This window comes from Paenibacillus sp. MMO-177 (genome assembly GCF_037147795.1).
In the GTDB taxonomy this organism is placed as follows: domain Bacteria; phylum Bacillota; class Bacilli; order Paenibacillales; family Paenibacillaceae; genus Pristimantibacillus.
Genome location: NZ_JBBCUR010000003.1, coordinates 583514 through 610048 on the forward strand (window position 1 = coordinate 583514; position 26535 = coordinate 610048).

General features: G+C 52.2%; 25 protein-coding genes. 3 read left to right on the forward strand and 22 right to left on the reverse strand.

The genetic code is table 11. The features are described 5' to 3' along the window. Positions 1 to 76 precede the first annotated feature (76 nt). Positions 77 to 397 (forward strand): hypothetical protein, encoded by a 321-nt coding sequence (locus WFK81_RS14030; protein ID WP_336787023.1) that lies wholly within the window; start codon positions 77 to 79, stop codon positions 395 to 397. A 259-nt stretch (positions 398 to 656) separates the two neighbouring features. On the opposite strand, the gene WFK81_RS14035 is transcribed toward WFK81_RS14030, so the two are convergent. Then, entirely contained in the window at positions 657 to 2024 is a 1368-nt protein-coding gene (locus WFK81_RS14035; RefSeq protein WP_336787024.1) for a class I SAM-dependent rRNA methyltransferase, read from the reverse strand. A gap of 95 nt (positions 2025 to 2119) precedes the next feature. Between WFK81_RS14035 and WFK81_RS14040 the strand changes: the two genes are divergently transcribed. Beyond that, positions 2120 to 3088: a Na/Pi cotransporter family protein gene (locus tag WFK81_RS14040; RefSeq protein WP_336787025.1), complete on the forward strand. Its 969-nt coding sequence runs from the start codon at positions 2120 to 2122 to the stop codon at positions 3086 to 3088. Here the strand turns inward: WFK81_RS14040 and WFK81_RS14045 are convergent. The 17 genes from WFK81_RS14045 to gpr all read right to left on the reverse strand — a co-directional run bounded on the left by WFK81_RS14045 (position 3085) and on the right by gpr (position 20220). Beyond that, positions 3085 to 3516 carry an NUDIX hydrolase gene (locus tag WFK81_RS14045; RefSeq protein WP_336787026.1) on the reverse strand — a complete coding sequence of 144 codons (432 nt, stop codon included), beginning with the start codon at positions 3514 to 3516 and terminating at the stop codon, positions 3085 to 3087. The two genes, WFK81_RS14040 and WFK81_RS14045, sit on opposite strands and share 4 nt — an antisense overlap. 108 nt (positions 3517 to 3624) lie before the next feature. Further along, a complete protein-coding gene (gene mtaB, locus WFK81_RS14050) occupies positions 3625 to 4971 on the reverse strand; it encodes a tRNA (N(6)-L-threonylcarbamoyladenosine(37)-C(2))-methylthiotransferase MtaB (RefSeq protein ID WP_336787027.1) in 1347 nt (448 codons plus the stop codon). A 7-nt stretch (positions 4972 to 4978) separates the two neighbouring features. After that, entirely contained in the window at positions 4979 to 5755 is a 777-nt protein-coding gene (locus WFK81_RS14055; protein ID WP_336787028.1) for an RsmE family RNA methyltransferase, read from the reverse strand. A 63-nt stretch (positions 5756 to 5818) separates the two neighbouring features. Next, on the reverse strand, positions 5819 to 6490 hold the full coding sequence (locus WFK81_RS14060; RefSeq protein ID WP_336787029.1) for a site-2 protease family protein: 672 nt from the start codon (positions 6488 to 6490) through the stop codon (positions 5819 to 5821). Next, positions 6487 to 7488: a 50S ribosomal protein L11 methyltransferase gene (prmA, locus tag WFK81_RS14065; protein WP_336787030.1), complete on the reverse strand. Its 1002-nt coding sequence runs from the start codon at positions 7486 to 7488 to the stop codon at positions 6487 to 6489. Before prmA ends, WFK81_RS14060 begins: the two co-directional genes overlap by 4 nt. A gap of 100 nt (positions 7489 to 7588) precedes the next feature. Further along, on the reverse strand, positions 7589 to 7801 hold the full coding sequence (locus tag WFK81_RS14070) for a hypothetical protein (protein ID WP_336787031.1): 213 nt from the start codon (positions 7799 to 7801) through the stop codon (positions 7589 to 7591). Further along, a complete protein-coding gene (locus tag WFK81_RS14075; protein ID WP_442956059.1) occupies positions 7801 to 7971 on the reverse strand; it encodes a YfhD family protein in 171 nt (56 codons plus the stop codon). Before WFK81_RS14075 ends, WFK81_RS14070 begins: the two co-directional genes overlap by 1 nt. A 100-nt stretch (positions 7972 to 8071) precedes the next feature. Next, entirely contained in the window at positions 8072 to 9211 is a 1140-nt protein-coding gene (gene dnaJ / locus WFK81_RS14080) for a molecular chaperone DnaJ (RefSeq protein WP_336787032.1), read from the reverse strand. A 104-nt stretch (positions 9212 to 9315) separates the two neighbouring features. Next, positions 9316 to 11160 carry a molecular chaperone DnaK gene (gene dnaK, locus WFK81_RS14085; protein WP_336787033.1) on the reverse strand — a complete coding sequence of 615 codons (1845 nt, stop codon included), beginning with the start codon at positions 11158 to 11160 and terminating at the stop codon, positions 9316 to 9318. A gap of 155 nt (positions 11161 to 11315) precedes the next feature. Continuing rightward, positions 11316 to 11855 (reverse strand): nucleotide exchange factor GrpE, encoded by a 540-nt coding sequence (grpE, locus tag WFK81_RS14090; protein WP_336787034.1) that lies wholly within the window; start codon positions 11853 to 11855, stop codon positions 11316 to 11318. 299 nt (positions 11856 to 12154) lie between these two features. After that, positions 12155 to 13180, reverse strand: coding sequence for a heat-inducible transcriptional repressor HrcA (hrcA, locus tag WFK81_RS14095; RefSeq protein ID WP_132304346.1), 1026 nt, complete (start codon positions 13178 to 13180; stop codon positions 12155 to 12157). A 178-nt stretch (positions 13181 to 13358) separates the two neighbouring features. Then, complete coding sequence (locus WFK81_RS14100; RefSeq protein WP_336787035.1) at positions 13359 to 13841, reverse strand: N-acetyltransferase; 483 nt, start codon at positions 13839 to 13841, stop codon at positions 13359 to 13361. Between the two features lie 89 nt (positions 13842 to 13930). Continuing rightward, entirely contained in the window at positions 13931 to 15109 is a 1179-nt protein-coding gene (gene hemW, locus WFK81_RS14105; RefSeq protein ID WP_336787036.1) for a radical SAM family heme chaperone HemW, read from the reverse strand. Between the two features lie 276 nt (positions 15110 to 15385). Then, the gene (gene lepA / locus WFK81_RS14110; RefSeq protein ID WP_336787037.1) at positions 15386 to 17203 is read right to left on the reverse strand and encodes a translation elongation factor 4; all 1818 of its coding nucleotides are present in this window, start codon (positions 17201 to 17203) and stop codon (positions 15386 to 15388) included. 98 nt (positions 17204 to 17301) lie between these two features. Continuing rightward, entirely contained in the window at positions 17302 to 17730 is a 429-nt protein-coding gene (locus tag WFK81_RS14115; protein WP_336787038.1) for a hypothetical protein, read from the reverse strand. A 61-nt stretch (positions 17731 to 17791) separates the two neighbouring features. Then, complete coding sequence (locus WFK81_RS14120; protein WP_336787039.1) at positions 17792 to 19042, reverse strand: stage II sporulation protein P; 1251 nt, start codon at positions 19040 to 19042, stop codon at positions 17792 to 17794. A gap of 170 nt (positions 19043 to 19212) precedes the next feature. Further along, positions 19213 to 20220, reverse strand: coding sequence for a GPR endopeptidase (gpr, locus tag WFK81_RS14125; protein WP_336787040.1), 1008 nt, complete (start codon positions 20218 to 20220; stop codon positions 19213 to 19215). 216 nt (positions 20221 to 20436) lie between these two features. On the opposite strand from gpr, the gene rpsT reads away from it, so the two are divergent. Further along, positions 20437 to 20709 (forward strand): 30S ribosomal protein S20, encoded by a 273-nt coding sequence (gene rpsT / locus WFK81_RS14130; RefSeq protein ID WP_127496425.1) that lies wholly within the window; start codon positions 20437 to 20439, stop codon positions 20707 to 20709. Positions 20710 to 20773: 64 nt separating this feature from the next. Here the strand turns inward: rpsT and holA are convergent, their stop codons facing one another. The 4 genes from holA to WFK81_RS14150 all read right to left on the reverse strand — a co-directional run bounded on the left by holA (position 20774) and on the right by WFK81_RS14150 (position 26488). Continuing rightward, a complete protein-coding gene (gene holA / locus WFK81_RS14135) occupies positions 20774 to 21817 on the reverse strand; it encodes a DNA polymerase III subunit delta (protein WP_336787041.1) in 1044 nt (347 codons plus the stop codon). 247 nt (positions 21818 to 22064) lie between these two features. Then, positions 22065 to 23123 (reverse strand): zf-HC2 domain-containing protein, encoded by a 1059-nt coding sequence (locus WFK81_RS14140; RefSeq protein ID WP_336787042.1) that lies wholly within the window; start codon positions 23121 to 23123, stop codon positions 22065 to 22067. Then, complete coding sequence (locus WFK81_RS14145) at positions 23120 to 23668, reverse strand: RNA polymerase sigma factor (protein WP_015843796.1); 549 nt, start codon at positions 23666 to 23668, stop codon at positions 23120 to 23122. Before WFK81_RS14145 ends, WFK81_RS14140 begins: the two co-directional genes overlap by 4 nt. A gap of 228 nt (positions 23669 to 23896) precedes the next feature. Further along, on the reverse strand, positions 23897 to 26488 hold the full coding sequence (locus WFK81_RS14150; protein ID WP_336787043.1) for a ComEC/Rec2 family competence protein: 2592 nt from the start codon (positions 26486 to 26488) through the stop codon (positions 23897 to 23899). Positions 26489 to 26535 lie beyond the last annotated feature (47 nt).

Consider the following 26535-nt stretch of genomic DNA (forward strand, 5'->3'; position numbering starts at 1 on the left):
ACAAGAAAATATTGCAATCCCTTAAATACCGAGTATAATACTAGGTAATATAATGATCCGGAATGGAGGAACGGAAATGACCCCGGAAGAAACGCAATGGATTAACGATCATCTGGATTTGTACAACTATGCCAAGCAAATCGGCGATCAGGAGTGGCAGAAGGAGCTTAACCGTTCACTCGCCGGGTGGAAGGAACAATCAAGCCAGCAGGCTCTGTCGATGAAAGCCGCTGAGCTATGGAGAAAGTTTGACGTCATCAACCGGAGGATGCTTGATCTTTATCGGCAATTGAGAGATTCCGATGATGCCTCCGATCTGAAAACGTTACGGGAAGAGGTATGGCTGCTGAAGCTTCAGCGTGTCGAGCTGAGCAGGCAGTTCAAAGAATCCTTCTAACAAAGTGAAACGGCTATCGCTGATTTGTAAAATTCTGGATTTAAAATAAAAAATCCCGCATGCGGATTTCCGCTCTGCCGGATTATGGGTGACGGACATGCAGTGAACTGCTCTGTCCCTTATGGGAACCGCTGGGTACAGTCGTCTGTCTCTCAGCGTTACTTTTCTATTATACACATCTATTAATCGATTGAATATGTCTATTTTTCGAACAAGAAGCCGTGCGGATCCTGACAGATCCATACGGCTTCTTTCCTTATTATTTACTCCGTACTTCAAACACGGCGAATTTCAGGTAATGACCTTCCGACACGCCAAGCAGCTGCGGATGATCCTTGCCGGCAGCCCGCCACTCCACGAGACGCAGCAGCTTGCCGGCATCGGATGCCGCTTCCTGAATGGTCTCGAGGAACAGATCCGGCCGCATATGGTAAGAGCAGCTGGCGGTTACGAGATAGCCGCCTTCGTTCACCAGCTTAAGGCCATGCAGGTTGATGTCCTTATAACCGCGGCATGCTCCGGCAACCGCGCTTTTGGTCTTGGCAAAAGCAGGCGGATCGAGAATCACAACATCCCAGGTACGGCCGTTGCCGCTTAGCGGCTTGGACGTATCAGCACCTGCACGGCTGCGCTCCGCACGCTCTTCCACGCCTTTTACCTGCGTGCGTAAATAATCAAACGCATCCGCCACGACAAATTCAACGCGGTCCGTGAAGCCGTTACGTTCCACGTTACGGCGCGCCGTATTGATAGCATGCTCGGAGACATCGAGGCAGGTTACTTTTTTCGCGCCGTATTTGCAGGCATGGAGAGTGAAGCTGCCGGTATGGGCGAAGCACTCCAGCACGGTCGCACCGTCCCAATAAGGGAAGGTTACTTCTTTGCCGTTCGGATTCACCGGCACAAGCCTCGTGACTTCGGTATCCGTATCAGCAGGACGGTTCTCGAGGCGAATGCCGCTGCGAGCGCCCCAGCCCTTCATTAGGGGCTCGATCGAAGCGCGATTCTCGCGTTGATCGTAGAAATAGCCGGTCTTTTGGCCTTCCACAATATCGACTTCCAGCTTAAGGCCATTCTCTTCAATCTCGAGAATCCGCGGGCACTCCCCATACAGCACTCCGGTATGCAGCTCAAGCCCTTCCAGCTGTCTAACCCCGACGTCACTCCGTTCGTAGATTCCTTTCGGCTGGAATACGTCAACGAGAGCGGCTACAATCGCTTCCCTGCGGATATCCATTCCTAGCGTCAGAATCTGAACAACAAGCACGTCAGCGAAACGGTCTACCACAAGGCCGGGAAGAAAATCAGCCTCGCCGTAGACAAGCCGGCAATCGCGGTCCTTCACGAACCGGCTGCGGTATGCTTCGCATTGACGAAACTTTTCGCGGAAGAAGTGGACATCCATCTCTTCGATTGGCTGATAAGAAACGACGCGAACCGTAATCTGGGATTTCGGATTGTAATAACCCGTCGCCAAATATTTGCCGTTAGACCCAACGACGTCTACCAGCGCTCCCGGCTCCGCTTCCCCTTCCAGCTTTTCAATTTCATTTGCGTAAATCCATGGGTGGCCTGCTTCAAGACGTTTTTTGCGGCCCTTCTGCAGCCAAACTTTCGCTTTGCTCACTTCTTTAATCTCCCTCTCTGGTCCTGGCTTGTCATGCTTGTCTAACCGTATGCATATGTATCAACGATAACGATTTATAAAAGGAGAACCCTGCTATGCTCCATTCTATTCTTCTGCCTATGGCAATCGGCTTCACCGTCTTTATAAGCGGGATGAAGCTGATGGAGCTTGCTTTGCACCGGTTAGCCGGCCCGTATTTGCAGCATATCCTCCACCGTTCTACGGCAACTCCGGTACACGGCCTTGCTATAGGAACCGTCACAACCGCCTTTCTGCAGAGCAGCACGGCGGTAACCGTTATAGCCATAGGGCTCGTCAATGCAGGGCTGCTCACCTTCCCCCGGACACTTGGCATTATTCTCGGAAGCAACATCGGGACTTGCCTGACAACCGAGCTTATCGGCCTGAGCTTAAATAAACTGTCTGTCCCTTTGCTGCTGCTCTCGCTGGCAGGCTGGCTCATAACCGTACTGCTGAACGAACTTGGAATTTGGCCGAAAGCCAGGTCGCTCCGGCTGCTTGAGACCGTCCGCTCCTCTGCCGTTGCCTTAGGCGGCTTCAGCCTGCTGCTTGCCGGGATGGCCATGATGCAGGCTATCGGTCCCGCCGTGCAGGAAAGCTCCATGTTCGGCTGGTTCCTGGAAAAATCAACAAGCAGCCTCTGGTGGGGATTAGCCGCCGGCGCGGTGCTGACAGCAATCGTCCACAGCAGTGCTGCTGTAATCGGTATTATTATGGGATTCGCAGCCATCGGAGCAATGCCTCTCGAGCTGGGCGTTGCCGTCGTGCTAGGCGCGAATATCGGCACCTGCGCCACCGCGCTGCTCGCATCCTTCAGCGGTTCAAAGTCCGGTCAATATGTAGCTTGGTCCCATACGATCCTAAATGCCGGCGGCGCTTTGCTCTTTATGCCGTTTCTTGGCGAGTTATCGGCTGCCTCAGGCTGGTTCGCCCATTCCCCGGCCAGCCAAATCGCTCACGCCCAAACGATCTTCAATATTCTAAGCTCGCTGATCGCCTTGCCGTTCTGCTATTTGCCGGCCTTCCGCAAGCTTCCGGTCTAATCAAACTTTACGCCAAGCAAGCCGAGGGCTCCCGCCACAATCCGGTTATTATTCTCATAGCCGGACTGTTTCTGGCGTCTCCAGGCTTCAAGCGGTTCAAACCATTCGACGCCGCGAATTTCTTCCACCTGCGCCTGAAGCGATCCGCCAACAGCTTCAACCAAATAATAATGAACCTCCTTGTTGACAGTTCCCTTAATCGCATCATGATACTGATACTTGATTTGGTCAATCGGTTTAACGATAACCCCGATCATGCCCGTTTCCTCGGCAATTTCCCTAAGCGCAGTCTGTTCGACCGTCTCCCCGGGCTCCATTTTGCCTTTCGGGAGCGACACTTTGCCATAACGGTCCTGTATCAGCTGAATTTGCAAAAGCCCAGCCTGGTTCCGGCGATAGACAACGCCTCCTGCCGAAATTTCAACCATTTCCGTTTCCCCCTTGCCTGCTTGACATTTGCATGCAACAACGAGGATTTCCCACTTATTCCGATACTGCAGAATTGAGCGGGAAATCCTCGTGCGTTATTGCTATCTCTAAGCTCTCATCGCTTCTGCCGGTACGTCGTCAAGTACGCGGACAAGCTGAGCGCGGCATTCATTGACGCCGGCTTCCGTAATTTTCACGCGGCAGAGCTTGCCGACAAGCGCTTCGGTTCCTTCAAACACAACCTGAATATAGTTATCCGAGTAACCCATCACAAGCCCCGTGCCCGGAGCGCCTTTGTAATCACGCTCCGGAATAACGTCCAGCACGGCGCCTACATGCTGCTCGGCGTAGGCAAGCTGCATTTTCTCGGACAGGTCAATCAGTTTATGAACGCGTTCGTTTTTCACTTCTTCGTCCACTTGATCGTCCATGCGGGCAGCAGGCGTACCGGTGCGCTTCGAATACGGGAAGACATGCATCTCCGAGAAGCCAACCTCTTCCATAAACTTATAGCCGTTCTCGAACATCTCTTCCGTCTCGCCAGGGAAGCCAACGATGACGTCTGTCGTAATCGCTACGCCTGGCATCGCTTCGCGGATCCGTTTCAGCTTGGCGGCAAACTCGTCCGTTGTATATTTGCGGCGCATCCGTTTGAGCACGGAGGTATCGCCGGCTTGAAGCGGAATATGCAGGTGACGGCACATTTTGGTCGAACGGTTGAGCACGTCGATCATCGCATCGTCAATCTGGCTGGCTTCGATCGAGCTGATCCGGATCCGCTCCAGTCCGTCGATCTTGTCCAGATCCCACAGAAGGTCAACGAGACGGTAGTTCTCCATATCGTCGCCGTAGCCGCCCGTATGAATACCGGTAAGGACGATTTCCTTGTAACCGGAAGCTACAAGCTGCTTCGCCTGCTCGAGCACGCTCTTCGGATCGCGGCTGCGCGAAAGACCGCGCGACCACGGAATAATGCAGAAGGTGCAGAAGTTGTTGCAGCCTTCCTGAATCTTGAGGAAAGCTCGCGTGCGTTCGTTGAAATCCGGTACGTCGAGCTCCTCGAATTCACGGGTTTTCATAATGTTGCGAACCGCGTTAACCGGCTGGCGGTCCTCATGAATCTGGTTCACAAACGTCATGATTTTCTCGCGGTCCTGCGTGCCAATAACGAGGTCTACCCCCGGAATCGCCATAATTTCCGCAGGAGACGTCTGGGCATAGCAGCCCGTAACCGCAATAACCGCGTCCGGATTGCGGCGCACCGCGCGGCGGATAATCTGGCGGCTCTTCTTGTCGCCTGTATTGGTAACCGTGCATGTATTGATCAAGTAAACGTCAGCCGTCGATTCGAAATCAACCTGCTCGTATCCTTCGTTTTTGAACAGCTGCCAAATCGCTTCCGTGTCGTAAAAGTTAACTTTGCATCCCAAGGTGTAAAATGCAACCGATGGCATAAAATCCTTACGCTCCTCCCATTTCTCCGGCTTCGTACAGCAAGCAGGTCAGCCCGACGATACCCGCGGTTTCCGTCCGCAGAATCCGCCGGCCAAGGCCTACGATAACGGCTCCAGCCGCCTCTGCCTCATCCGCTTCCCGTTCTGTAAAGCCGCCTTCGGGACCAACGATGAGCAGCACCTTCGGCTCGGCTGCCATATGGCCAGCCCGCTTCCAGCCCAGCACGGCATCCCGGATGCCCGTTCCCGCTGCTGCATCGCCTTCCCGTTCATAACAAAATAATGCTAAATCAAACGCTGAGATTGCTTCCTTCAGCTCGCGCCAGCTGCGCACGGGCTCAATCGCCGGCACGCGGCAGCGGTGCGACTGCTCCGCCGCTTCCTTGGCAATCTTGCTCCAGCGCTCCAGACGCTTCGCTTCCTTCTTGCCGTCATATTGAACAATCATCCGCTCCGATTGAAATGGCGCAAAAGCATAAGCGCCAATCTCGGTCCCTTTTTGGATGACCAGCTCCATCTTATCGCCCTTCGGCAGGCTTTGAGCGATGGTCACCGACCAGCTGGATTCGCTGTCCATCGGCAACTCCTCCACAATGTCCGCCACAACCTCCGAAGAGTCGGCTTCCCGCACCGAAGCAAGCACTACGCGGGAAATGCCGTCGCTAGCGATAAACTTTTCTTCCGGCTTCATCCGCATGACGCGGACCGCATGGAAGGCATCTTCTCCTATTAAACGCACGCTAGAGCCGTCAAACTGCTCCGCTGCCACAAAATATCGCTGCATTGCGTCAGTCTAACCATCCTTCATCATAGCATGTTTCCGCCTTAAAAATCTATGAAATGCGGCTTAAAACAGCGGCTGGAATAAATTGAAAAAGAAATTGTAAATCGGCTCCCACCAGCCGAGAATCGGATCAAGCGTCACCCTGCGAAGCGGCGGAATAAACACGAGCAGGAGGAAGAGGTACATGCCCCACTGTACGTTTTGATCCATCTTAATTCTTGTCCTCAGCGGCACTAAATCCTGTATAATCCGGTAACCGTCCAGCGGCGGCAGAGGAATCAGGTTAAAGATAAACAACAGGAAGTTCAAATACATGAAATAAAAGAAGAAATGCTGAAGCGCCAAGTTAACGCCGTTAGAGCCTGCATACATCAAACCTGTTTTATCCAGTATTAACACAAGAAGAACGCCTAAGACGCCAAGCAGCAAATTACTGATTGGACCAAGGGCCGATACGATAACCCCCATGACGCGCGGATTTTTGAACCGGCTTGGGTTGATCTGAACAGGCCTCGCCCAACCGAAGCCTGCGATCAGAATAAGAATGGCGCCGAGCAAATCGATATGCACGCGCGGATTGAGGGTTACTCTCCCCATCTCTTTAGGCGTGTTATCGCCAAATTTGTAGGCGCTGTAGGCATGCGCGAACTCATGCACCGTAAACGAAATAATGAGAACGAGCGCGATAAAAGGCAGGTCCTCGATTGGATACGCTAAGAAATCATCCCAGCTCATTCATTCACCTGCGGCTTTCTCGCCACGAATGCAATCCAGTCCTGGTCGCGGCGCTTATCAACAATTTCAAAGCCGGAGCGGATCAATCCTTCCTCCACGTCAGCCTCTTTGTTCTTGTAAATGCCCGAAGCAATATAAATACCGTTAGGCTTAAGCGCAGCGAAAACATCATCAATAAAGAGCAAAATAATTTCTGCCAAAATGTTCGCCACTACCAAATCAACCGGCAGCGTAACCGTCGTTGAAAGGGCGTCGCGCTCATTTGCCGCATGAACAACCTTCCCGCCGAGTACGCCCAAAAGGTCGCTTTCCAGCACTTCGACATCGTCCTGCAGACGATTAAGTCTTACGTTCTCCGTAGCGCTCGATACAGCCACCGGGTCAAGATCCAGCGCCAATACGCGGCGTGCGCCCAGCTTCATCGCGCCAATAGCCAGAATACCGGAACCCGTCCCGACGTCAATCACTTCTTCGTCGCCCTGGATAACCGATTCCAGCGTTTGCAGGCAAAGAGCGGTTGTTGGATGCGTGCCCGTGCCAAAAGCCATGCCGGGGTCAAGCTCAATAATGTTCTCGCCTGCTGCCGGCTCGTATTCTTCCCATGTCGGCTTGATCGTCAGCTTTTCCGATACTTTAATAGGCTTGAAGTACTGCTTCCACGCCGTTGCCCAATCTTCTTCGTCAACAAGTTTAATGGAGATTTCGTAGTTGCCGGGATCAATGCCGAATTCCTTCAACTGCTCAATCCGCGGTACAATCTGCAGCTTCAGCTCATTCATGTCCACGCTTTCCGTGAAATAGCCTTTAATGATCGCTTGGCCTTCCGGAATATCGTTCAACGGCGTCTCGTACCATTGTCCCAGAGATGTGTCCCGCTCTTTGTTCAAAGTACCCGATTCTTCAATGGATACGCCGCCCGCGTCCATTTCATGCAAAAAGTTAGAGATCATCTCGATTGCCTGTTCCGTTGTCGAGATCGTAATTTCATGCCATTTCATATGTACTATAACCCTCCATTGAGAAAACTACCATCTATTGTACACTATTCATCATTTATGCACAAAAAAGCGGCAAACAAAAGTTTGCCGCTCTCCTCAATCAGCCGATAGCGCCCGTCTCCGGACTGCCGCCAATCTGTTCAATCATATGAACGGCCCGTTCAACGACCTCTTCGTCGACCGTAGCCGTCAGCAGGCCGTTTTCCAACAAACCGTTTACTTCAAAAGCCCTCAACGCTTGAAGCTTGCGGAGCGCTTCCTGGGCTGCGGCCGGCTCGCCGAAGTTGGCCCGAATCTCAACCTGCTGAGACATTACACGCCCTGCTCATTCTGAGCCCGCGCATCTGCTGCAGCGGCCCGTTGCTCTGCCTTTTTGTCGGCCTCATCCGCAAGCTCTTCGGAAAACTCGACATCCTCGTTTTTGCCAACAGGCAAATCCCCGAAATTCACTTTCTCCATATAACCTTTTTTCTCGTTCGTCATTTTTAACCCAACTCCTTAAGTATATTATAGGCCGATTACTTAAGTAGCTTGTTGCAAGGATAGCCGAACTATTCGCGACCGCAAAAAAAAACGTTCCGGGCTACTCGCCGCGGAACGCTTTTTTCATTTTCTCGAAAATCGATTCGTGATGCTCTTGGTTCTCCGCCGGGGACTCGCCGCCGATTCCGCCAAACTGGCGAAGAAGATCCTTCTGCTCATCCGACAGCTTCGTTGGCGTCACAACCGTCACTTTTACATGCTGATCGCCTTGACCGTAGCCGCGCAGCTTCGGTACGCCTTTTCCTTTGAGACGGAAATACGTGCCCGTCTGCGTGCCTGCAGGAATTTTCAGCTTCACCTTCTCGGTAAGCGTCGGGATTTCGATCTCGTCGCCCAGCGCCGCCTGTACGAAGGTTAATGGCACCTCGCAGTAGATATCGTCATTCTCGCGCTCGAAGAATTCATGCGCCTTCACGCGGATGACGATGTACAAATCGCCTGCCGGGCCTCCGCGGAGTCCGCCTTCCCCTTCGCCGGAGAGACGAATTTGAGCGCCATCATCCACGCCCGCTGGGATGCGGACATTAATTTTACGCTGTTTCTTCACTCTGCCTGCGCCATGACAAGTTCCGCATTTCTCTTTGATCACTTTGCCGGTACCGCCGCAATGCGAACATGCCCGGCGGTTGACCATACGGCCAAACGGCGTATTCTGGACGACCTCCTGCTGGCCGGAACCATGACACACGGAACAGGTTTCCGGTTTGGTTCCCGGCTTCGCGCCCGAGCCTGCGCAAGTATCGCAAGATTCCGTGCGTGGAATCGTAATTTCCGTCTCTTTGCCAAACACAGCTTCCTTAAATTCGATCGTCATCGAATATTGCAGGTCATTGCCGCGCTGCGGCGCATTCGGGTCGCGCCGTCCGCCGCCACCGCCGAAGAACATATCGAAAATATCGCCAAAGCCGCCAAAGTCACCATTTCCGGAGAATCCGCCAGCTCCGCCCATGCCTTGATTCGGGTCCACGTGACCAAACTGGTCGTATCTTGCGCGTTGTCCGTCATCGCTCAGGACATCGTAAGCTTCCTTCACTTCTTTAAACTTCGCTTCTGCGTCCGCTTCTTTATTGACGTCAGGATGGTACTTGCGCGCCAGCTGCCGGTACGCTTTCTTAATCTCGTCTCCGGAAGCGCTCTTGCCAACGCCAAGCACCTCATAATAATCGCGTTTATCTGCCAACTCATCTCACCTCCACCCATGTTTGCTGCAAAACAGTTTATTCACACAAGGAGGCCAAAGACAGGAAGACCCTGTCTTTGACCTCTCCCATTACAAGTTAAGTCTTATTTCTTGTTTTCGTCAACTACTTCATAGTCGGCGTCAACAACATTGTCTTTGCCGCGAGCGCCTGCATCGGCTGCTTCAGCACCTGCTTCCGGGCCCCCTTGAGCAGCTTGAGCTTGCTCATACAGCTTCACGGACAGCTGTTGCACGATTTCCGTCAGCTCGTCAGTTGCTTGTTTGATTTGCTCCAGATCGTCTGTTGCAATCGCGTTAGTGACTTTTTCTTTCGCCGCGTTTGCCTTTTCGATTTCGGAAGCATCTACTTTATCGCCAAGATCCTTCAGCGTTTTGTCAACCGAGTAGACGAGTTGGTCAGCGCTGTTCTTCGCTTCTACAAGCTCGCGGCGTTTGCGGTCTTCTTCCGCGTTCAGCTCGGCATCCTTCATCATTTTCTCGATTTCTTCATCGCTTAAGCCGCTCGAGGAAGTGATCGTGATTTTTTGGCTCTTGCCAGTGCCTTTATCCATTGCCGATACGTTAACGATACCGTTCGCGTCGATGTCGAAAGTAACTTCGATTTGCGGTACGCCGCGCGGAGCAAGAGGAATATCGTTCAGCGTGAAGCGGCCCAGCGTTTTGTTGCCGGCAGCCATTTGACGCTCGCCTTGAAGAACGTGAATCTCAACACCCGGCTGATTGTCAGCGTAAGTGGAGAAAATTTGCGATTTGCTTGTAGGAATCGTTGTATTGCGGTCGATCATCTTCGTGAAGACGCCGCCTGCAGTCTCGATACCGAGGGACAATGGCGTAACGTCGAGCAATACAACGTCTTTTACGTCGCCAGTCAGAACGCCGGCTTGAACCGCCGCGCCAAGGGCAACCACTTCGTCAGGATTAACGCCTTTGTGAGGCTCTTTGCCGATCAGCTTTTTAACCGCTTCCTGCACGGCAGGAATACGAGTCGAACCGCCGACAAGGACAACTTTATCGATTTCGTTCACGGACAGGCCGGAGTCGCTCAATGCTTGGCGCGTAGGAGCCAGGGAACGCTCAACCAGGTGCGCGGACAATTCCTCGAATTTCGCGCGGGTAAGGTTCAGTTCCAAGTGCTGCGGCACGCCGTCAGCCATCGTGATGAACGGCAGGGAAATCGTTGTAGTCAAAACGCCGGAAAGCTCTTTTTTCGCTTTTTCAGCCGCGTCTTTCAAACGTTGAACGGCCGCTTTGTCTTTGGCTAGGTCAACGCCTTGCTCTTTCTTGAATTCGGACACAAGGTAGTCGATGATCACTTGGTCGAAGTCATCGCCGCCCAGCTTATTGTCGCCGCTGGTTGCTTTAACTTCGAAAAAGCCGTCGCCCAGCTCAAGGATCGAGACGTCGAATGTACCGCCGCCAAGGTCGTATACGAGAATCGTTTGGTCTTCGGATTTCTCCAGGCCGTAAGCCAGAGCCGCAGCTGTTGGCTCGTTGACGATACGGAGAACTTCCAGACCCGCGATTTTGCCGGCATCTTTCGTTGCTTGGCGCTGGCTGTCATTGAAGTAAGCCGGAACCGTAATTACCGCTTGCGTTACCGGTTGGCCCAGATAAGCTTCCGCGTCGGATTTCAGCTTTTGCAGGATAATCGCCGAAATTTCTTGCGGTGTATATTCTTTGCCGTCGATCACTTCTTTATGGTTTGTGCCCATATGGCGTTTGATCGAAATTACCGTGCGGTCAGGGTTTGTGATTGCTTGACGTTTCGCTGTTTCGCCTACGATACGCTCGCCGTCTTTTTTGAAGCCGACAACGGAAGGTGTCGTACGGTTGCCTTCCGGATTCGGGATAACGACGGCTTCGCCGCCTTCCATTACCGCAACGCAAGAGTTTGTTGTACCAAGGTCAATACCGATAACTTTACTCATCGAAAGTTCCTCCTAAAGAAAATTGTGAAGCAATTTTCACTTCGTAAGCATTGGCTTAGAAAATTGTGAAGCAATTTTCACTTCGTAAGCATTAACTTAGAAAATTGTGAAGCAATTTTCGCTTCTTATTTAAATTCCAGTAATCGGAATAATGATTAGCCGCTAACTTTAACCATTGCAGGGCGCAGGACGCGTTCTTTCAGGATATAGCCCTTCTGAACTTCCTCTACGATGATGCCTTCTTCATGCTCATCCGATTCCACGGTCATAATGGCCTGATGGAATTCAGGGTTGAACGGCTCGCCAACAGCATCCATTGCTTTCAGTCCTTCCTGCTGCAACGTTTGTTCCAGCTGACGGAAGATCATGTCCACGCCTTTGGCAAGAGCTTCAAAATCCTGATTCGCGGAAGCCGCGGCAACAGCGCGCTCGAAGTTATCGACAACCGGAAGCAGCTGCCCGATCAGCTTCATGGAAGCGTATTGCGCGAGGTCTTCCTTTTCCTTTTGCGTACGACGGCGGAAGTTATCGAAATCCGCTTGTGCGCGTAAGTATCGTTGCTGATTCTCTTCAGCCAGCTTTGTCAGTTCTTCGATGCGCGGATCTTCTTGCGCTTCGTTCTCTTCCTGCTGCTCTGTTTGTTGTTCTTCTAGAACTTCATCGATTGTTTCGTTATGTTGGTCGTTACTCACCATATTCACCTCCTTAAAAGAATTGCGAAGCAATTTAAAAATGGTTACAACTGGCGGTTCAGTGCCAGTTGTAGACGCGCCCCAAGCGCGTATAAATGTTGCTGCCTTTGCTCTTGGCTGCGGTGCTGCGCGCCGGGCGCGGGAGAGCGGGGTATTGCCTGAAGAGCGTGAGCGCTCGCCTTTGAAAACGGGAATATTCCGCAGGAATCTAATCCACATTCCCGTTTTCAACAGCGACGGAAGGCAATACCCCGCTCGTACGCGCACAAGCCCACAGCACCCGCCCAAACAGCAACAGCAGCCTATTTATAGAAGCGGCCCAATATATGGGCCATATCCTTCGAAATCACGTCGAGAAGCGTAATGACTTTCCCGTATTCCATCCGCGTCGGTCCAAGAATGCCAATCGTGCCAAGCGACTGGCCGTCAATCTGATACGTAGCCGTAATCAAGCTGCAATTCGCGATTGCCTCATGGTCATTTTCTGTTCCAATCCGTACTTGTATACCCGAAGGGGCGGCGGAAATCATTTTCATTACGGTAGGCGTTTCGTCCAGCAGATCCAGAATCGTCTTGACCTTATCGACATCCTTGAATTCCGGCTGCGTAAGCATATTTGTCGTCCCGCTGAGGAACACTCGCTGCTCCGAATCGTTGGACAGCGCGCTGTCCAGGATGCCAAGCACTTCCTCGCAATGGTCAACGTAACGCTCCAGCTCCTGGCCTACCTCGGCGTACAGCTTTGACTTCAGCCGCACGAGCGGAATGCCGACAAGCTTGGCGTTCAGGATGTTTACGATCTTCTCCATCTCATCCATGCGGATGCCCGGAGGAACCGTAATCGTCCGGTTCTCGACATGGCCTGTGTTCGTAACGATAATCGCAACCGCCGTCGACTCGTCCAGAGGCACCAGGTTAAAATGCTTCAGCGAGTTGCTGAACATCTCCGGGCCAAGCAGAATCGAGGTGTAATTCGTCAGGTTGGACAAAATCATCGCTGCATGCTGGATCACTTGCTCCATCTGAATCATCTTCTCCGAGAAGAAGGAATGGGCCTGCTTCAAATCATTTTCATTAATTTCATTCAGCTTCACGAGATGATCGACATAATAACGGTAACCTTTGGTTGATGGAATGCGTCCCGCCGATGTATGCGGCTGCTCGAGGAATCCAAGCTCCTCCAGGTCGGCCATTTCATTACGGATTGTTGCAGGACTAAAGGCGACATCGCCGCGCTTCGATATGCTCCTGGAACCAACAGGCTCAGCCGAACGGATATAGTCGTCTACAATTGCATTCAGTATCATTCGTTGCCGTTCAGTCAACATTCGCATCCCTCCAAAAAGTTTATCGGATCTTCTCGTTAGCACTCATTAGAGCCGAGTGCTAATCATTAATACAAAAATACCAAACCACCTTGAGCATTGTCAAGTCGGTTCCCTATATTCAGGTCTATGCCCTTTGTATAAAAAAGAAAAGGTTAGGCGGAATGCCTAACCTTTCGGCTTATTCATTTAACATTTTGAGAACGGCGATCTCGTCGCATGCATGCTGCTTCGGACAGTTCACGCAGTCTTTCCAAACCTTCTCCGGAAAAATCTCTTTCTCCACAACGGTAAAACCGTTACGCAAAAAGAAATTTACGGCGTACGTTAGCGCCATGATTTTGGGAATTTGCTGTTCTCTGGCCTGCTCGACCAGAAAATCGACCAGCTTGTTGCCGATTTTAAGGCCTCTATACTCCTGGGACATGCCGAGGGAACGAATCTCTACCAGATCCTGCCCAAGCCGCAGCAAGGAGCCGCAGCCGACAACCTTATCCCCGATCTCCGCAACGACAAACGTATCAATCTGACGCAATAACGTATCCCGGGTGCGGGGCAGCATGATTCCCTGTTCCGCATAGCCTTTAATGAGTTCGTACAAAGTTTCCACATCTTCCGGCGCTGCTTTTCTGCAAACCACCGTTACCTGTTCCGTTGCCTCCATGCTGCTTCGCCTCCACCCGGTGCATATAAATTCTATTGAATAAATATACAGCATGTCGCATGTTTTCTCAAGAACTATTTTTCCGAATTTTAGCCAGCAGCTTCTTCTTCTAGACCGATAAACGAACCAAATACATCGTTGCCGAAAAGAACGCCTTTATCGGTCAATTTATATATCGTATCGCCTTTCTCCAGGACCTTCTCCAGCAGTCCGTCTTTGATAAGCTTCTCGATGATGGGGCCAAATTTATCCTCCAGCTTCTGCCCTTCGAATTGAGCGGCATAATCGGAAGCGCGTACGCCCTTGAGCAGACGCAGACCCACCATCATGAAGTCCTCCATCGCCTCGTACTCCGGAACAATGTTTTCTTCAAGACGCGGCAGCTTTGTTTTTGTATAGTCGATAAAAGGCTGCACGCCTTTCACGTTTACATGTCGGAGTCCGCGGGCATAACCGTGAGCGCCGGCTCCAAGCCCGTAATAAGGCTCGTTGCGCCAATACGTCGAGTTATGCCTGCTTTCATACCCCGGCTTAGCGAAGTTGCTGATCTCGTAATGAACATAACCCGCCTGCTTCAGCCGGTCCATAAGCAAGGTATACATATTAAACTCTTCGTCTTCCGGAGGAAGCGGCAGCTCATCGCGCTGATACAGCTTGTGGAATAACGTATTTTCCTCCACCTTCAGACTGTAAAGCGAGTAATGCGGCAGATCAAGCGCCAATGCCTTATTAACGCTGTCCTCCAGCATTTCAACCGTCTGCTTCGGCAGTCCGAACATCAGGTCAATCGACAGATTCGTAAAGCCTGCGGCACGGGCATTTTCCAGACTGCGGTAAACGTCGTCTACATTATGAATGCGCCCAATGCGCTCCAGCAGCCCGTTATCAAACGATTGCACGCCAAAGCTGATCCGGTTCACCCCGCCGGCAAACATGGCGGCAAGCTTCTCCGGGTCGGTCGTGCCCGGGTTTGCTTCCATCGTAAATTCAACATCGTCGGCAAGCGGAAAATATTTTTTCACCGAAGCGAGAAAACGTTCCATCTGAGGCGGCGTCAGCACCGTAGGAGTGCCTCCCCCTACAAATACCGTATCGATTCTCTCCGGCGGCATTTGAGCAACCGTGAGCGCCATCTCTCTCTCCAATGCGTCGAGATATTCGTCGACAGGCTGTCCCTTTAATACATACGAAGTAAAATCGCAATAATGACACTTGTTCGTACAGAACGGGATATGAATGTAAAGCGCCTTTGGCGCGTAATTGATCATTTCAACACTTCCTTTTTTTTTACTCCCCAATTAAAAAAATCGACAGGACTAAGGAGAGCATGCTCCTTAGTCCTGTCTAGATTATTGGCATAGGCCGCTTTGGGGTAAAGGGTATCTCCTGGAGGAGCGAAGCGCCCGCCTTTGCTGCATTTTTTTCTTCCGATAACACTTCATTCAGGAAAAAAATCAGCAACAGCGGCTGTAAGGAGATACCCTGTCCCCTGAGCTCAGCCTTATGCCGTTATCTTGCGGCAGCGACTAAGAAGCAGCCCGCTCTTAGTCCTCGTCGATTTTCAGCACCGCCATGAAGGCCTCTTGAGGCACCTCTACGCTGCCGACCTGCTTCATCCGCTTCTTGCCTTCCTTCTGCTTGTCGAGGAGCTTCCGTTTACGGCTGATGTCGCCGCCGTAGCATTTGGCAAGGACGTTTTTGCGCATCGCTTTAACGGTCTCGCGCGCAATAACCTTCGTTCCGATCGAAGCCTGTACCGGCACCTCGAACATTTGACGCGGGATCAGCTCTTTCATCTTCTGGCAAATACCGCGTCCGCGGTGGTAAGCGCGGTCGCGGTGAACGATTACGGACAGGGCATCAACCTGCTCGCCGTTCAGCATAATATCCATCTTCACCAGATTCGATCTGCGGTAGCCCGACAGCTCGTAATCAAATGAAGCGTATCCTTTTGTGCTCGATTTCAGCTGATCGAAGAAGTCGTAAACAATCTCCGAGAGCGGAATTTCATAAGTAAGCGTAACCCGGTTCGTATCCAAGTACTCCATGTTCACGAACTCGCCGCGTTTGCTTTGACAAAGCTCCATGATCGCGCCTACAAAGTCGTTAGGAACAATAATAGAAGCTTTAACATACGGCTCTTCCACATATTCCAGCTTGCCCGCTTCCGGGTAATTGGATGGATTGTCGATATCGAGAACCGTTCCGTTCGTCAGCGTAACGCGGTAAATAACGCTTGGCGCTGTCGTAATAAGCGGAATATTAAACTCGCGTTCGATGCGCTCCTGGATGATCTCCATGTGCAGGAGGCCGAGGAAGCCGCAGCGGAAGCCAAAGCCAAGCGCCGTCGAGGTTTCCGGCTCATAGCGGAGCGAGGCGTCGTTAAGCTCCAGCTTCTCGAGAGCTTCGCGCAAATCGTTGTAGTCCTGCGTCTCAATCGGGTACAGACCGCAATAAACCATCGGGTTGATTTTGCGGTAACCGGGCAAAGCTTCCGGAGCCGGACGTTTCGCTTCCGTAACCGTATCGCCGACGCGAGTATCCTTAACGTTCTTGATGCCCGCTACGATAAAGCCTACGTCGCCAACGGCAAGCTCGTCCACAATGCCCATGCGTGGCTTAAATGCGCCAACCTCGATAACTTCAAATTCGGCGCCGGTCGCCATAAAGCGGATTTTCTTGCCGGCCTGGATGCTGCCGTCGATGACGCGCACATACACGATAACGCCTTTGTAAGGGTCATAATGCGAGTCGAAAATAAGCGCTTTAAGCGGCTCATCCGGATTACCGGTTGGAGCTGGCACCTTCTGTACGACTTGCTCCAAAATTTCTTTGATGCCGATCCCTGCTTTTGCCGAAGCCAGAACCGCTTCGCTCGCGTCAAGACCGATAACATCCTCGATCTCTTGCTTTACGCGCTCAGGCTCGGCGCTTGGCAGGTCGATTTTATTGATAACCGGAAGAATCTCCAGGTTGTTGTCGAGTGCCAAATATACGTTGGCGAGCGTCTGCGCTTCAATGCCTTGCGCCGCATCGACAACAAGCAAAGCGCCTTCGCAAGCGGCCATACTGCGGGATACTTCATACGTGAAATCGACATGCCCCGGCGTATCGATCAGGTTAAGTAAATATTCTTCGCCGTCGTCAGCCTTATAAGTAAGGCGCACAGCCTGCAGTTTAATGGTAATGCCGCGTTCCCGTTCCAGATCCATCTGGTCAAGAACCTGCTCCTGCATTTCGCGGGAAGATAACGCTCCGGTAAATTCAAGAATACGGTCAGCGAGCGTCGACTTTCCGTGGTCAATATGTGCAATAATCGAGAAATTCCTAATTTTCTTTTGCCGGTCACGAACGTCAGTCATGCCTAACCCCCACACAATCCAATATAGCTAATCATTCTTTCCATTATATCAGCTATATGGTATACCAGCAATGCGGTTACGGCAAGATGCACGGACGCCTATCCGGTAACGGACCCAAACAAAGAAGCAATAAAGCGAATCCCGCTGTTCGAGACAGACTGCAGGAGACCTGCCGTTCCGTCCGCTACCTTGTTCACCGTTGGCTCTCCGGAATCCGACGTTATGCCGGGAAGCCGCTCATGGCGTGCGTTTTGCTCCGCGATTTTCCGGACCTCCTTCAGCTCCTTCTCGAGCTCGGCGATTTTCCGGTCGGCTTCCGTGGACAAGCCGCTGCTCTTTACCGTTGTCGAGTTTTCATCCGAAGCAGCCAGATTATACCGGTCGTCCTCCGAAATAACCGACGAGGAATTGTTTTTCTCGATCGGACCGTATATACGCTCAATGCCTGACGAAGACATTTCGATGCCGTACAACGCGATAAATACAAGCACGCCTCCAAGCAATATCCATTTAAATGCGCCTTTCATCTCTTTCCAGCCCCTTCTTAGCCAGGCGAGGCTGCCGCAGCAGCCTTCACCCGTAGCTTGATTATTTTGAAGCGGATACTTTCTCGGCGTCCCAGTAAATATCCGCAATAACTTTTGCCAATACATCCGCTGTCCGATAGCTCTCGGCCAACGTGTTGTCCACGCCGCCAATTTCGATTAATACGCTGTCCTCCGCAAGCGATTGGTTGTACTCGCCGTTGCCTGTCGCCGTGGTTTTGCCCAAGATTCCTCTGGAGAGGCCAGGATATTGCTTCTCCAGAACGTCATGTATTTGGGTTGCGAATTCCGCGTTCTTTTTCCAGTTCGGATTCTTGTGTCCGATAATAAAATAGACCTGCGCGTAGCTTTTGCCGTTAATATCCACGGTAGTTGTTTTGCGTCTGCCGGAATCGCGGTGGATGTCGAAGAAAAATTTCAGCTTTTTGTTGCTTGCAATCGCTTCCTGCACGGTTTTCTTCGAGTATTTGTAAGAGTAGTTCCAATCATAGTTCGGCACCGTTGTTGGATAATCCACATCGGAATGCGTGGTGCCCACACCCAGGTCCTGAAGCTTCTCGGCCAGCCGCTCGCCTACGAGCGTAATATTTTTGGATGCCGAGTTGGCATCTCCGTTCTTGTCCGCAATCTCCGGATACCAGGATTCCCGGCTATGCGAATGATAGATAAATACTACTTTGTCTTTCCCCGTTGTATGGGTTCCCGCATCATTTGGAGTTGGCGTCGGTTTTTCCGTAGGAGTTGGCGTTGCTGCCGGCGGTTCCGGAGTATCCGCAGGCTGGTTGCCGCCGCCTGTATTGTCCGGGCCATGGTCATCGCCATCTGTTGTGCCTTTATCATCGCCGGGTATCGGAATATTGTCTTCCGGCCACACATTCGGCTGCGTCCCTACCCCTCCGCGTATCAGAAAGGAAGAATCCGCTCCCATGCCAGGAATTTCGCCGGCAATCAGGCTTCTTGGATCTCCCGGATTTACGTTTGTCATCAACCTGAGGATAAAGCTGCTGATCTGAGTACCGGACAATTCCTCGCCCGATTTGGTACTCTTGAACTGAGGCATCTCCATCTCTAGCATATCCCCAAAAAAACCGCTTGAAACGGAAGCCGCGAATCCGGACATGGAGGATACCGGCGCGGCAAGCGAATGCTGCTGGGCCATTCCCGCAATCCCTATCGCAACAAAAAATAGCATGGAGCTTATCGACAACACCGCGAAGGTTTTTCCAGTTACGAGCAGCCGGCGAATGCGTTTGCTCCCGCGTGTCAGATCAAACAGCATGATGGTTCTTTTCATTTCGAGTTCTACCTCCCGCTTCTTCGTTGCTCAACTGTTACTAATCTATGAGACAAGAAGGTTTGATAGAACCGAAAGGAAATAATAGATTTAAGAGATTTGATAGATTAAGAGATTCAAGAAAAAAGCCCTTGAGGCTTTTATGGCCGCAAGGACTTTGAAGAAAAACTTTAATGCGTATACGCCGCAACATTGTCGGAATCAACCGCATCATGCAGGGAAGCATTTAAGCCGCTTGCGATAATGTTGGCGATATCTTCAATAAACTCGTCAATTTCTTTAGGCGTCACAAGCAGATCATGGCCAACCGGATTAAGCACCTCTTTGACAAGCTGCAGGCGTTCCGCTTCGCCCATCTGGTTCATCAGGCCAAAAATTTGGTCGTTATTGGCATTGTTCGCGGCCATATGGTCCCTCATCAGCTCAATCGTATGGTTCACGATCGTGGAGGCATATACAACCGTCGGAACGCCGATTGCAATAACCGGGATGCCCAGAATCTCTTTTGTGAGCCCTTTGCGTTTATTGCCGATACCCGAGCCCGGATGTATGCCGATGTCCGCAATCTGAATCGTTGTATTCACGCGGTCCAGTGATTTGGAAGCCAACGCATCGATCGCAATAATAACGTCGGGATGCGTTTTTTCGGCGATGCCCTGCACAATCTCGCTGGACTCGATGCCGGTTATCCCGAGCACGCCGGGAGCTACTGCGCTCACCGCACGGTAACCAGGCGCAACCTGATCGGGCATCAGCTCGAAGAAATGACGCGTAACCATAACGTTCTCTACGACGAGCGGTCCCAGCGCATCCGGCGTCACATTCCAGTTGCCTAGCCCGACGATAAGCACCTTGGCCGTCTTGCCTACGCCAATCCGCTCCAGGAACGTCTCGAAATGCTTGGCGAAATGCGTAGCCACACGATCCTGCAGCTCCGTATCCTGCTTGCGGAGGCCGGGAACCTCAATGGTGACGTAACGTCCCAGTACTTTGCCGATCGCGCGGGAGCCTTGCTCGTTCTGCACGTGCAGATGTGTAATCGTGATGCCATCGTCTTCCGTTGTTTCCGAATGTATGCCCGGGATCGGACCTCCCCCGCCAAGCTGCTCCGCGATTTCTTTAGCCTCAAGCGCCAGGTCGGTGCGAATGTTATATTGCTGCAAATCAAGTTCGGTCATCTAACCATTCTCCCTTCAAAGCCATGCCATTCTCTCCAGCTTATTGTTCGCAAGGAAGTCAATTTCATACTTTTTTCCTCATGAGCAAAAATGGCAAGATAGGCTCGCTATTGCTTTTCATGAGAGTGCATGGTAATATATTTTAAGTTGTGTTACCTAGACTTACCGCGTACGCTTTTTGTTTGCTTACGCAAACTTTGTAGGAGGTGAAACTCGATGCCAAACATTAAATCCGCAATTAAACGCGTTAAAACGAGCGAGAAACGCCGCGCTTTGAACGCTTCCCAAAAATCCGCGCTTCGTACGGCTGTTAAATCTGCTGACCAAGCTATCGCTGGCACTGATGTAGAAGCAGCTAAAGCTGCTCTGGTCGCTGCAACGAAAAAATTGGACAAAGCGGTTACTAAAGGCCTGATTCATAAAAATGCGGCTTCCCGCAAAAAATCTCGTCTTGCTAAAAAGCTGAACGCTCTGTCGGCTCAAGCTTAATAAACCGCAAACAAATGAACGGCTTCGCCTTAGGCGAAGCCGTTTTTGATTTGTCATCATTCATTTATCTAGCGTTTTGACTTTGCTGAACGCCAAGCGACAGCAGGAACAATTCCAATCCCAACGTCTTGTCGATTGCGCCCGTTTTCATTTTATAATCCAGATCCGCTACATCGCTAAGCAGCGCGCCAAGCCGTGCCACTTTAAACTTCTGGCTCTTCTCGGCGGCAAGCTTAACCGCATACGGATGAAGTCCGATCTGCCCTGCCATTTGCTGCGGCGAATACCGGTTCTGCTCCAATTCCTTGATCTGGAGCATGATTCTAAGCTGCCGGGCGATTAACGCGGCAATCTTGATCGGCTCTTCCCTTCTGACGAGCAAGGCGCGGTACAGCTTAAGCGCACGTTCAACCTGCAGACTCGCGATGGCATCCACCAGCGCGAAAACATCCTCTTCGACGGTAGACGCTGTCAATAGCTCCGTCTCCTGAACGCCTATGACCCCGCCTTCACCGGCATGCAGGCATAGCTTGTCCACTTCCAGCGCCAGCTGCTGCATATTCGCCCCGGTGCGCGCAAGCAGAAGATCTGCCGCGTCGGCCGTCATCGTCCGTTTCTGTTCCTCCGCGCGTTTGACTACCCAGCGCCTCAGCTCCGCCGCGTCCAGCTCTTGAAATGCGATAAGCGCATCGCGGTCCTTCAGCATCTTCACCAGCTTGCGCCGCTCATCCAGCTTTTCCGCGTTAACAATGAACAACATCACCGTCGTCTCGGACGGGATGTCCAAATAATGCTGCAGCCGGTCCGTCTTATGGTCCAGCTTCCCGCCTTCTTTGCCTCCGGCGGCAAATACAACCGAATCGCGGACAATAACAAGCTTGCGCTCCACAAAGAAAGGCAATGTCTCCGCTTCAAGCGCCGCCTCTTCGATCAGCGTCTCCGATGTGTCAAATTTGACTACGCCCAGCTCTCGCTCATCCGGCGTAAACATCGCTTCCGTTAACGTCTCCGTGAATTGGCCGATCCGATAGCGATCCTTGCCGTATATCACATAGGCGGGACGAAACTTCCCCGCTTTGATTTCCTTTAACGCCTCTTTTGCTTCCATGCTTCACCTCTCCCCGTCTCTCCCGCACCTTTCGGCATTCGCTTCGCTGAACAGCAACAAAGGGATGGGCTTCATAGGCCTCATCCCTTTGTCCCTGAACATCTATATAAACATCTGCAGGCAGGCCCATGGTACCGCCCTGTAGATGGTCATACTTTTGATCAAGGCTCACGTTGATTTTTCATTTGTATATCATACGCAAATGAACGATAAAGTGTGCGGATAGCTGCGGTAAAAATGTCTTGAATTAATGAGCCGCCTTCGATTCGGTCTTTGTTGACAAATCAATGACATAACGCTCCATGCCGCCGGACTCCAGCTGCACTTCATAGGTAATCTGCTTGCTGTCCTCCGACCATACGAGCGTTGCAACTTGGCCATTTCTGCGTTCGGAATCATAAACGGCATTTCCTGTGTCGTCACCGTTCTTGTATATATGGATCTGGTAACCCACTGCCTTGGCAATATAGGTGCCATCCGGCGATGCCGCTTCAAGCGGTGCAGGGACAAACCCTGTTATTCCCTGATTCGGCCCGCTGCCTTCCTCGCTCCCTAGGCTAGGAGCGCTAATGGAAGGAACCTCTTTATTGCCGGATGCGGGCTCGTTGCTGCCGCCTGAGCTGTTCCCTTGATTAGCCGTGCTTCCACCGGTATCCGAATCGGCTCCGGTTATCCCCAGCTCCTTTTCGGTCGTAACATGGTCATCATCGTTTGCCGATGGGGCTGCCGCAGAACTCTCCTGCTGTTCATTAACGGATTCCGTATTTACTGTAGCTTTTCCCCCGTCATTAGCATAAAGCTTAGCGTCCATTCTTTCTTGCGGCGCGCTCTGATTGGTTGCAATATCGGATGCAGCAGCCGTTTCGGCCTTATCCGCATCAAAGCTATGCGAAGACGACGGGAATAACCCGGCGTTATAAGACACTAGGAATAAGCCCGCTGCTACGCTTGCCGCAATAATTCCGGTTATCGCCCGGAAGCGCAGCTGATGCCGTTCTTTGGCACGGTTCTTCGTTTGATGCGTTGGCACAGGGATGGCCGCCGGAGCCATCTCCACCGTTGCCGCTTCAGGCTGCCGGAATGGAACAATTTCTTCAAGCTGAGGCAAAATAGCGTCTACCAGACTGTACTTTGGCATGACATGAGGTAGATTCCCAAGCTCATCGGACAGTTTCTTCAGCCGCTCAAACATTGCTGCACAGTCCGGACAATGTCTCGTATGATTCATCAAGATCTCATATTCATGTTCATCCAAATCGCCGTCTAGCTGACGGTTCATGTATTCGATCACCTCTTGACAAGTCATCCCCGGACACCACCTTTCTGATAATCATGTAGTAAAGTTTGAAGCTGCTGCCTAGCTCGGAATAAGTAGGATTTGACCGTATTTAATGGAAGATCAAGCGAGTCAGCAATTTCGTTATAAGAGAAATCCTGCAAATACCGCAGAACAACTACTGCCCGGTGATGCTCCGGCAATTTGTCGATTGCCTTACGGATGTCTTGGACGGCGTAAGCCGACATAACCTCATCCTCGACATTCTGCTTCTCCCGGAAAACCATCTCATGCTCGTCTATCGATACGGTTGGCTTGCTTCTTCTAAACTTATCTATACAAATATTCGTTACAATACGTTGAATCCACGTTTTGAACTGGGCCTTCTCTTCGTAGGAGCCGATTTTCGTATATATGCGGATTAAAGCTTCCTGCGCCGCATCCATCGCATCCTGTTCATTGTTCAATATATAATAGGCTGTCCGGTAAACATGGGTTTCAATCTCTCGCAACAGAGTTATTAAAGCATCCCGATCTCCTGACTGAGCGGCTCTAATAAGGCCAGGCTCTACCACGAAGGATCCCCCTCTCTTGCAACCTCTCTGACGAGCGAGTTGCATAAATTGTTGCACATCTAAAATGAAAAACCTTTAATTTTTTAATTGAAAAAGTAGAAAACTCCAACCTAAAGGATAACAAAAAAATGGAACCCCGTATATAGGTAGTTCCTAGTGAGTTAGGTTGAAAGAAGCATTTTCGCAGGATAACAGATTAGGAATATAGGCACTTTCGCTTGCTCCTTCCTAATTCTTCCTGATCGTTTGTTCATATATTCCAGTCCGGCCTACTTTATAGCGGATTTCGCCGTCCAAATCTGTCCGCAATGCCGTGACGTCTTGCTCCTGCAGACGCTTCAGCACATCCGGATGCGGATGGCCGTAAGTGTTGGTTGCTCCGACGGATATTGCAGCCCGAAGCGGCTTCCAAAAACGCAGCCATTCCTCGGAGGTTGAATATTTGCTGCCGTGATGCGCAATTTTCAAGACATCGATTTGGCTTAACGTTGAGGAGGATGCTGATAGAGCAGTTTCACGATCCCGTATACGCGATATTATAGCAGATTCGGCCGCGCTGCTAATATCCCCCGACAGCAGAAAGGTAGATTGATAGATTCTCATCCATAACACAACGCTGTCGTCGTTCTGATCCTTAATGACGGGAATCCCTTTCCCCGCAGCCGGCGGCCACAGGATAGTTAATTCCGTATTGGCATCTACTTTCCACTTATTTCCGGTTTCCGCGCGGTAAAGCGGAATCCCCTTCCGCACGGCTGTCCGCAGGATTGCCTCCGCGTCCTCGGCAGGCTTCAGGCTTCCGTTCCATGCAATCGCACGCACGGGAATGGCATCCAGCACCGCCTGCAAGCCGCGGATATGATCGCTGTCCAGATGAGAAATGACCAGCAGATCAAGAGAATGAACGCCCCGTTTCATTAATAATGGAACAACAACCTTGCCGCCCACTTCAAAAGGATCGCTCCGCTGCTTCCACTCCTCGCCGGTTTTCCGGAAGCTTAACGTTCCTCCGCCGTCGATCAGAATCCTCTTGCCCTGCGGCGTACGGATATAAATCGAATCGCCTTGTCCGACATCCAGGACATCAACCTCGGCCGTGCGTTTCAACAAGTCCGGACAATAGGCGTAGAACAATAAGGCCGCACCAACTCCAACGGCGAGACTTAACCCGGTTGACCGTCTCCTCCAGACCGGCGGCTTCCGCTCCTCAAGCAGCTCCCAAATAGGCGCAGCATCCGGCTCCATACCCGCTGCCGTTTCTTGCAGGGGCATAGTCTCCTCATGATCGGCCGTTACGGCCGCAGGTGCCGCCGGAAGCAGCCTGCATAAAAGGGCAAGGGCCAAATACCAGGCGGCAATCCACCATAACGAAGGCGTTGCCCAAATCGTACGGACAGCTTCCACTTCCCCAAGCCAGCCGACCAGGAGGAACGTCCAGTCATTTGCGTATACGCTGACGGCTGCCAGCATTTGACCGCCGAGCGGCCACAGCAGGCCAAAGATCAGCGCAACCGCCCCTATCGGCATTACAATAAAACTAATGAACGGCACCAGAATCAGATTGGCCGGAATCGACAGCAAGTGGAACTGATTAAAATAATAGACCGTCAGCGGAAAAGATACCGCTTGCGCGACAACGGTTACGACAAGCACATCAAGCAGCGCCTTCCCTTTGCGCCAATTCGGCATCGCCCTCCTTACCGGCGGCACAAACAGAATAAGCCCTGCCGTAACGGCGAAGGACAATTGAAAGCCTACATCCTCAATAAAGGAAGGATTCCAGACCAGCATCGCTACCGCCGCGGCCGCCAGCAGATGCAGGCCATCCTTCAGCTTGTCCATCCGGGCGGCAAGCAGCGCCAGCATCGTCATAAGCCCTGCCCTTACGACGGAAGGCGACAAGCCGGAGAGAAGCACGTAAAACGGGACGGCCGCAATCAAAGTAACCAGCAGCCGCTCCCGAGTGAAACGCAGCAGCCGCAAAACTGCCCCAAGCGCATATACAAATACGGCCACGTGAAGACCCGATATGGCCAATATATGAGTCAGTCCCAGCCGGGAAAACTGCTGGAACTGTCCCGGGTCCAGGTCCTCGCGAATGCCGAGGACCAGCCCCTTCATGTACCCGGATTGATCGGCCGGGTACAATCGATCCATCCGCGCGCCAAGCCAGTCGCGCGCGGCATCCACGCGGCCGAGCAAGGCGGCCGCGGTCCAGCCCGGGCCCGGCGAAGCTTGGGCGGCGCCGATGCCCTTGACCTTGAGCAGCCAGTGGACATGCTGGCTGCTCTCGAGATAGCGGCGGTAATCAAAGCCGCCGCTATTGGATGCGCCGGCCGGCCGCGCCAGCTCGCCGGCGAGGCGCACGTTGTCGCCGCGGTGCCACGCGGCGGCGACCTGCTGGTGCGGCTGCTCGGCAAGCCGCACCTGTACAAGCAGGCGCTCGCGGATCTTGCGCGGCGCCGCTTCGCCACCCACGCGGACGGCATCGGCCGTCACGCGGAACATCGCGCGGTCTCCGTCGACCTCTACCGCGGATGCAATCGTGCCGGTCACTACCGCTTCATAGGAATCGCCCGGCAAATCGAGCGCGCTAACGTTGCGGGCATCGGCCCATATCCGCTCGCCGGCTGCCATCGTGCAGCCGATTAGGCAGACAACCGCAAGCCGCCTTGTCGATTGTCCAAGCAGCACCAGCGCTAACAACAAAGCCGCGGCTGAGCCTATTGCCAAGGCTGCTCCCCCGATGCTAAGATGAGCCGCCATGCTGCTGCCCGCAATCCAGAACACGGCAAACCAGACTAAAGGCCGTCTATTCACGGCAATCCCTCCCCCTAACAAAAAAAAGAACCTCCGGACGCATCAAA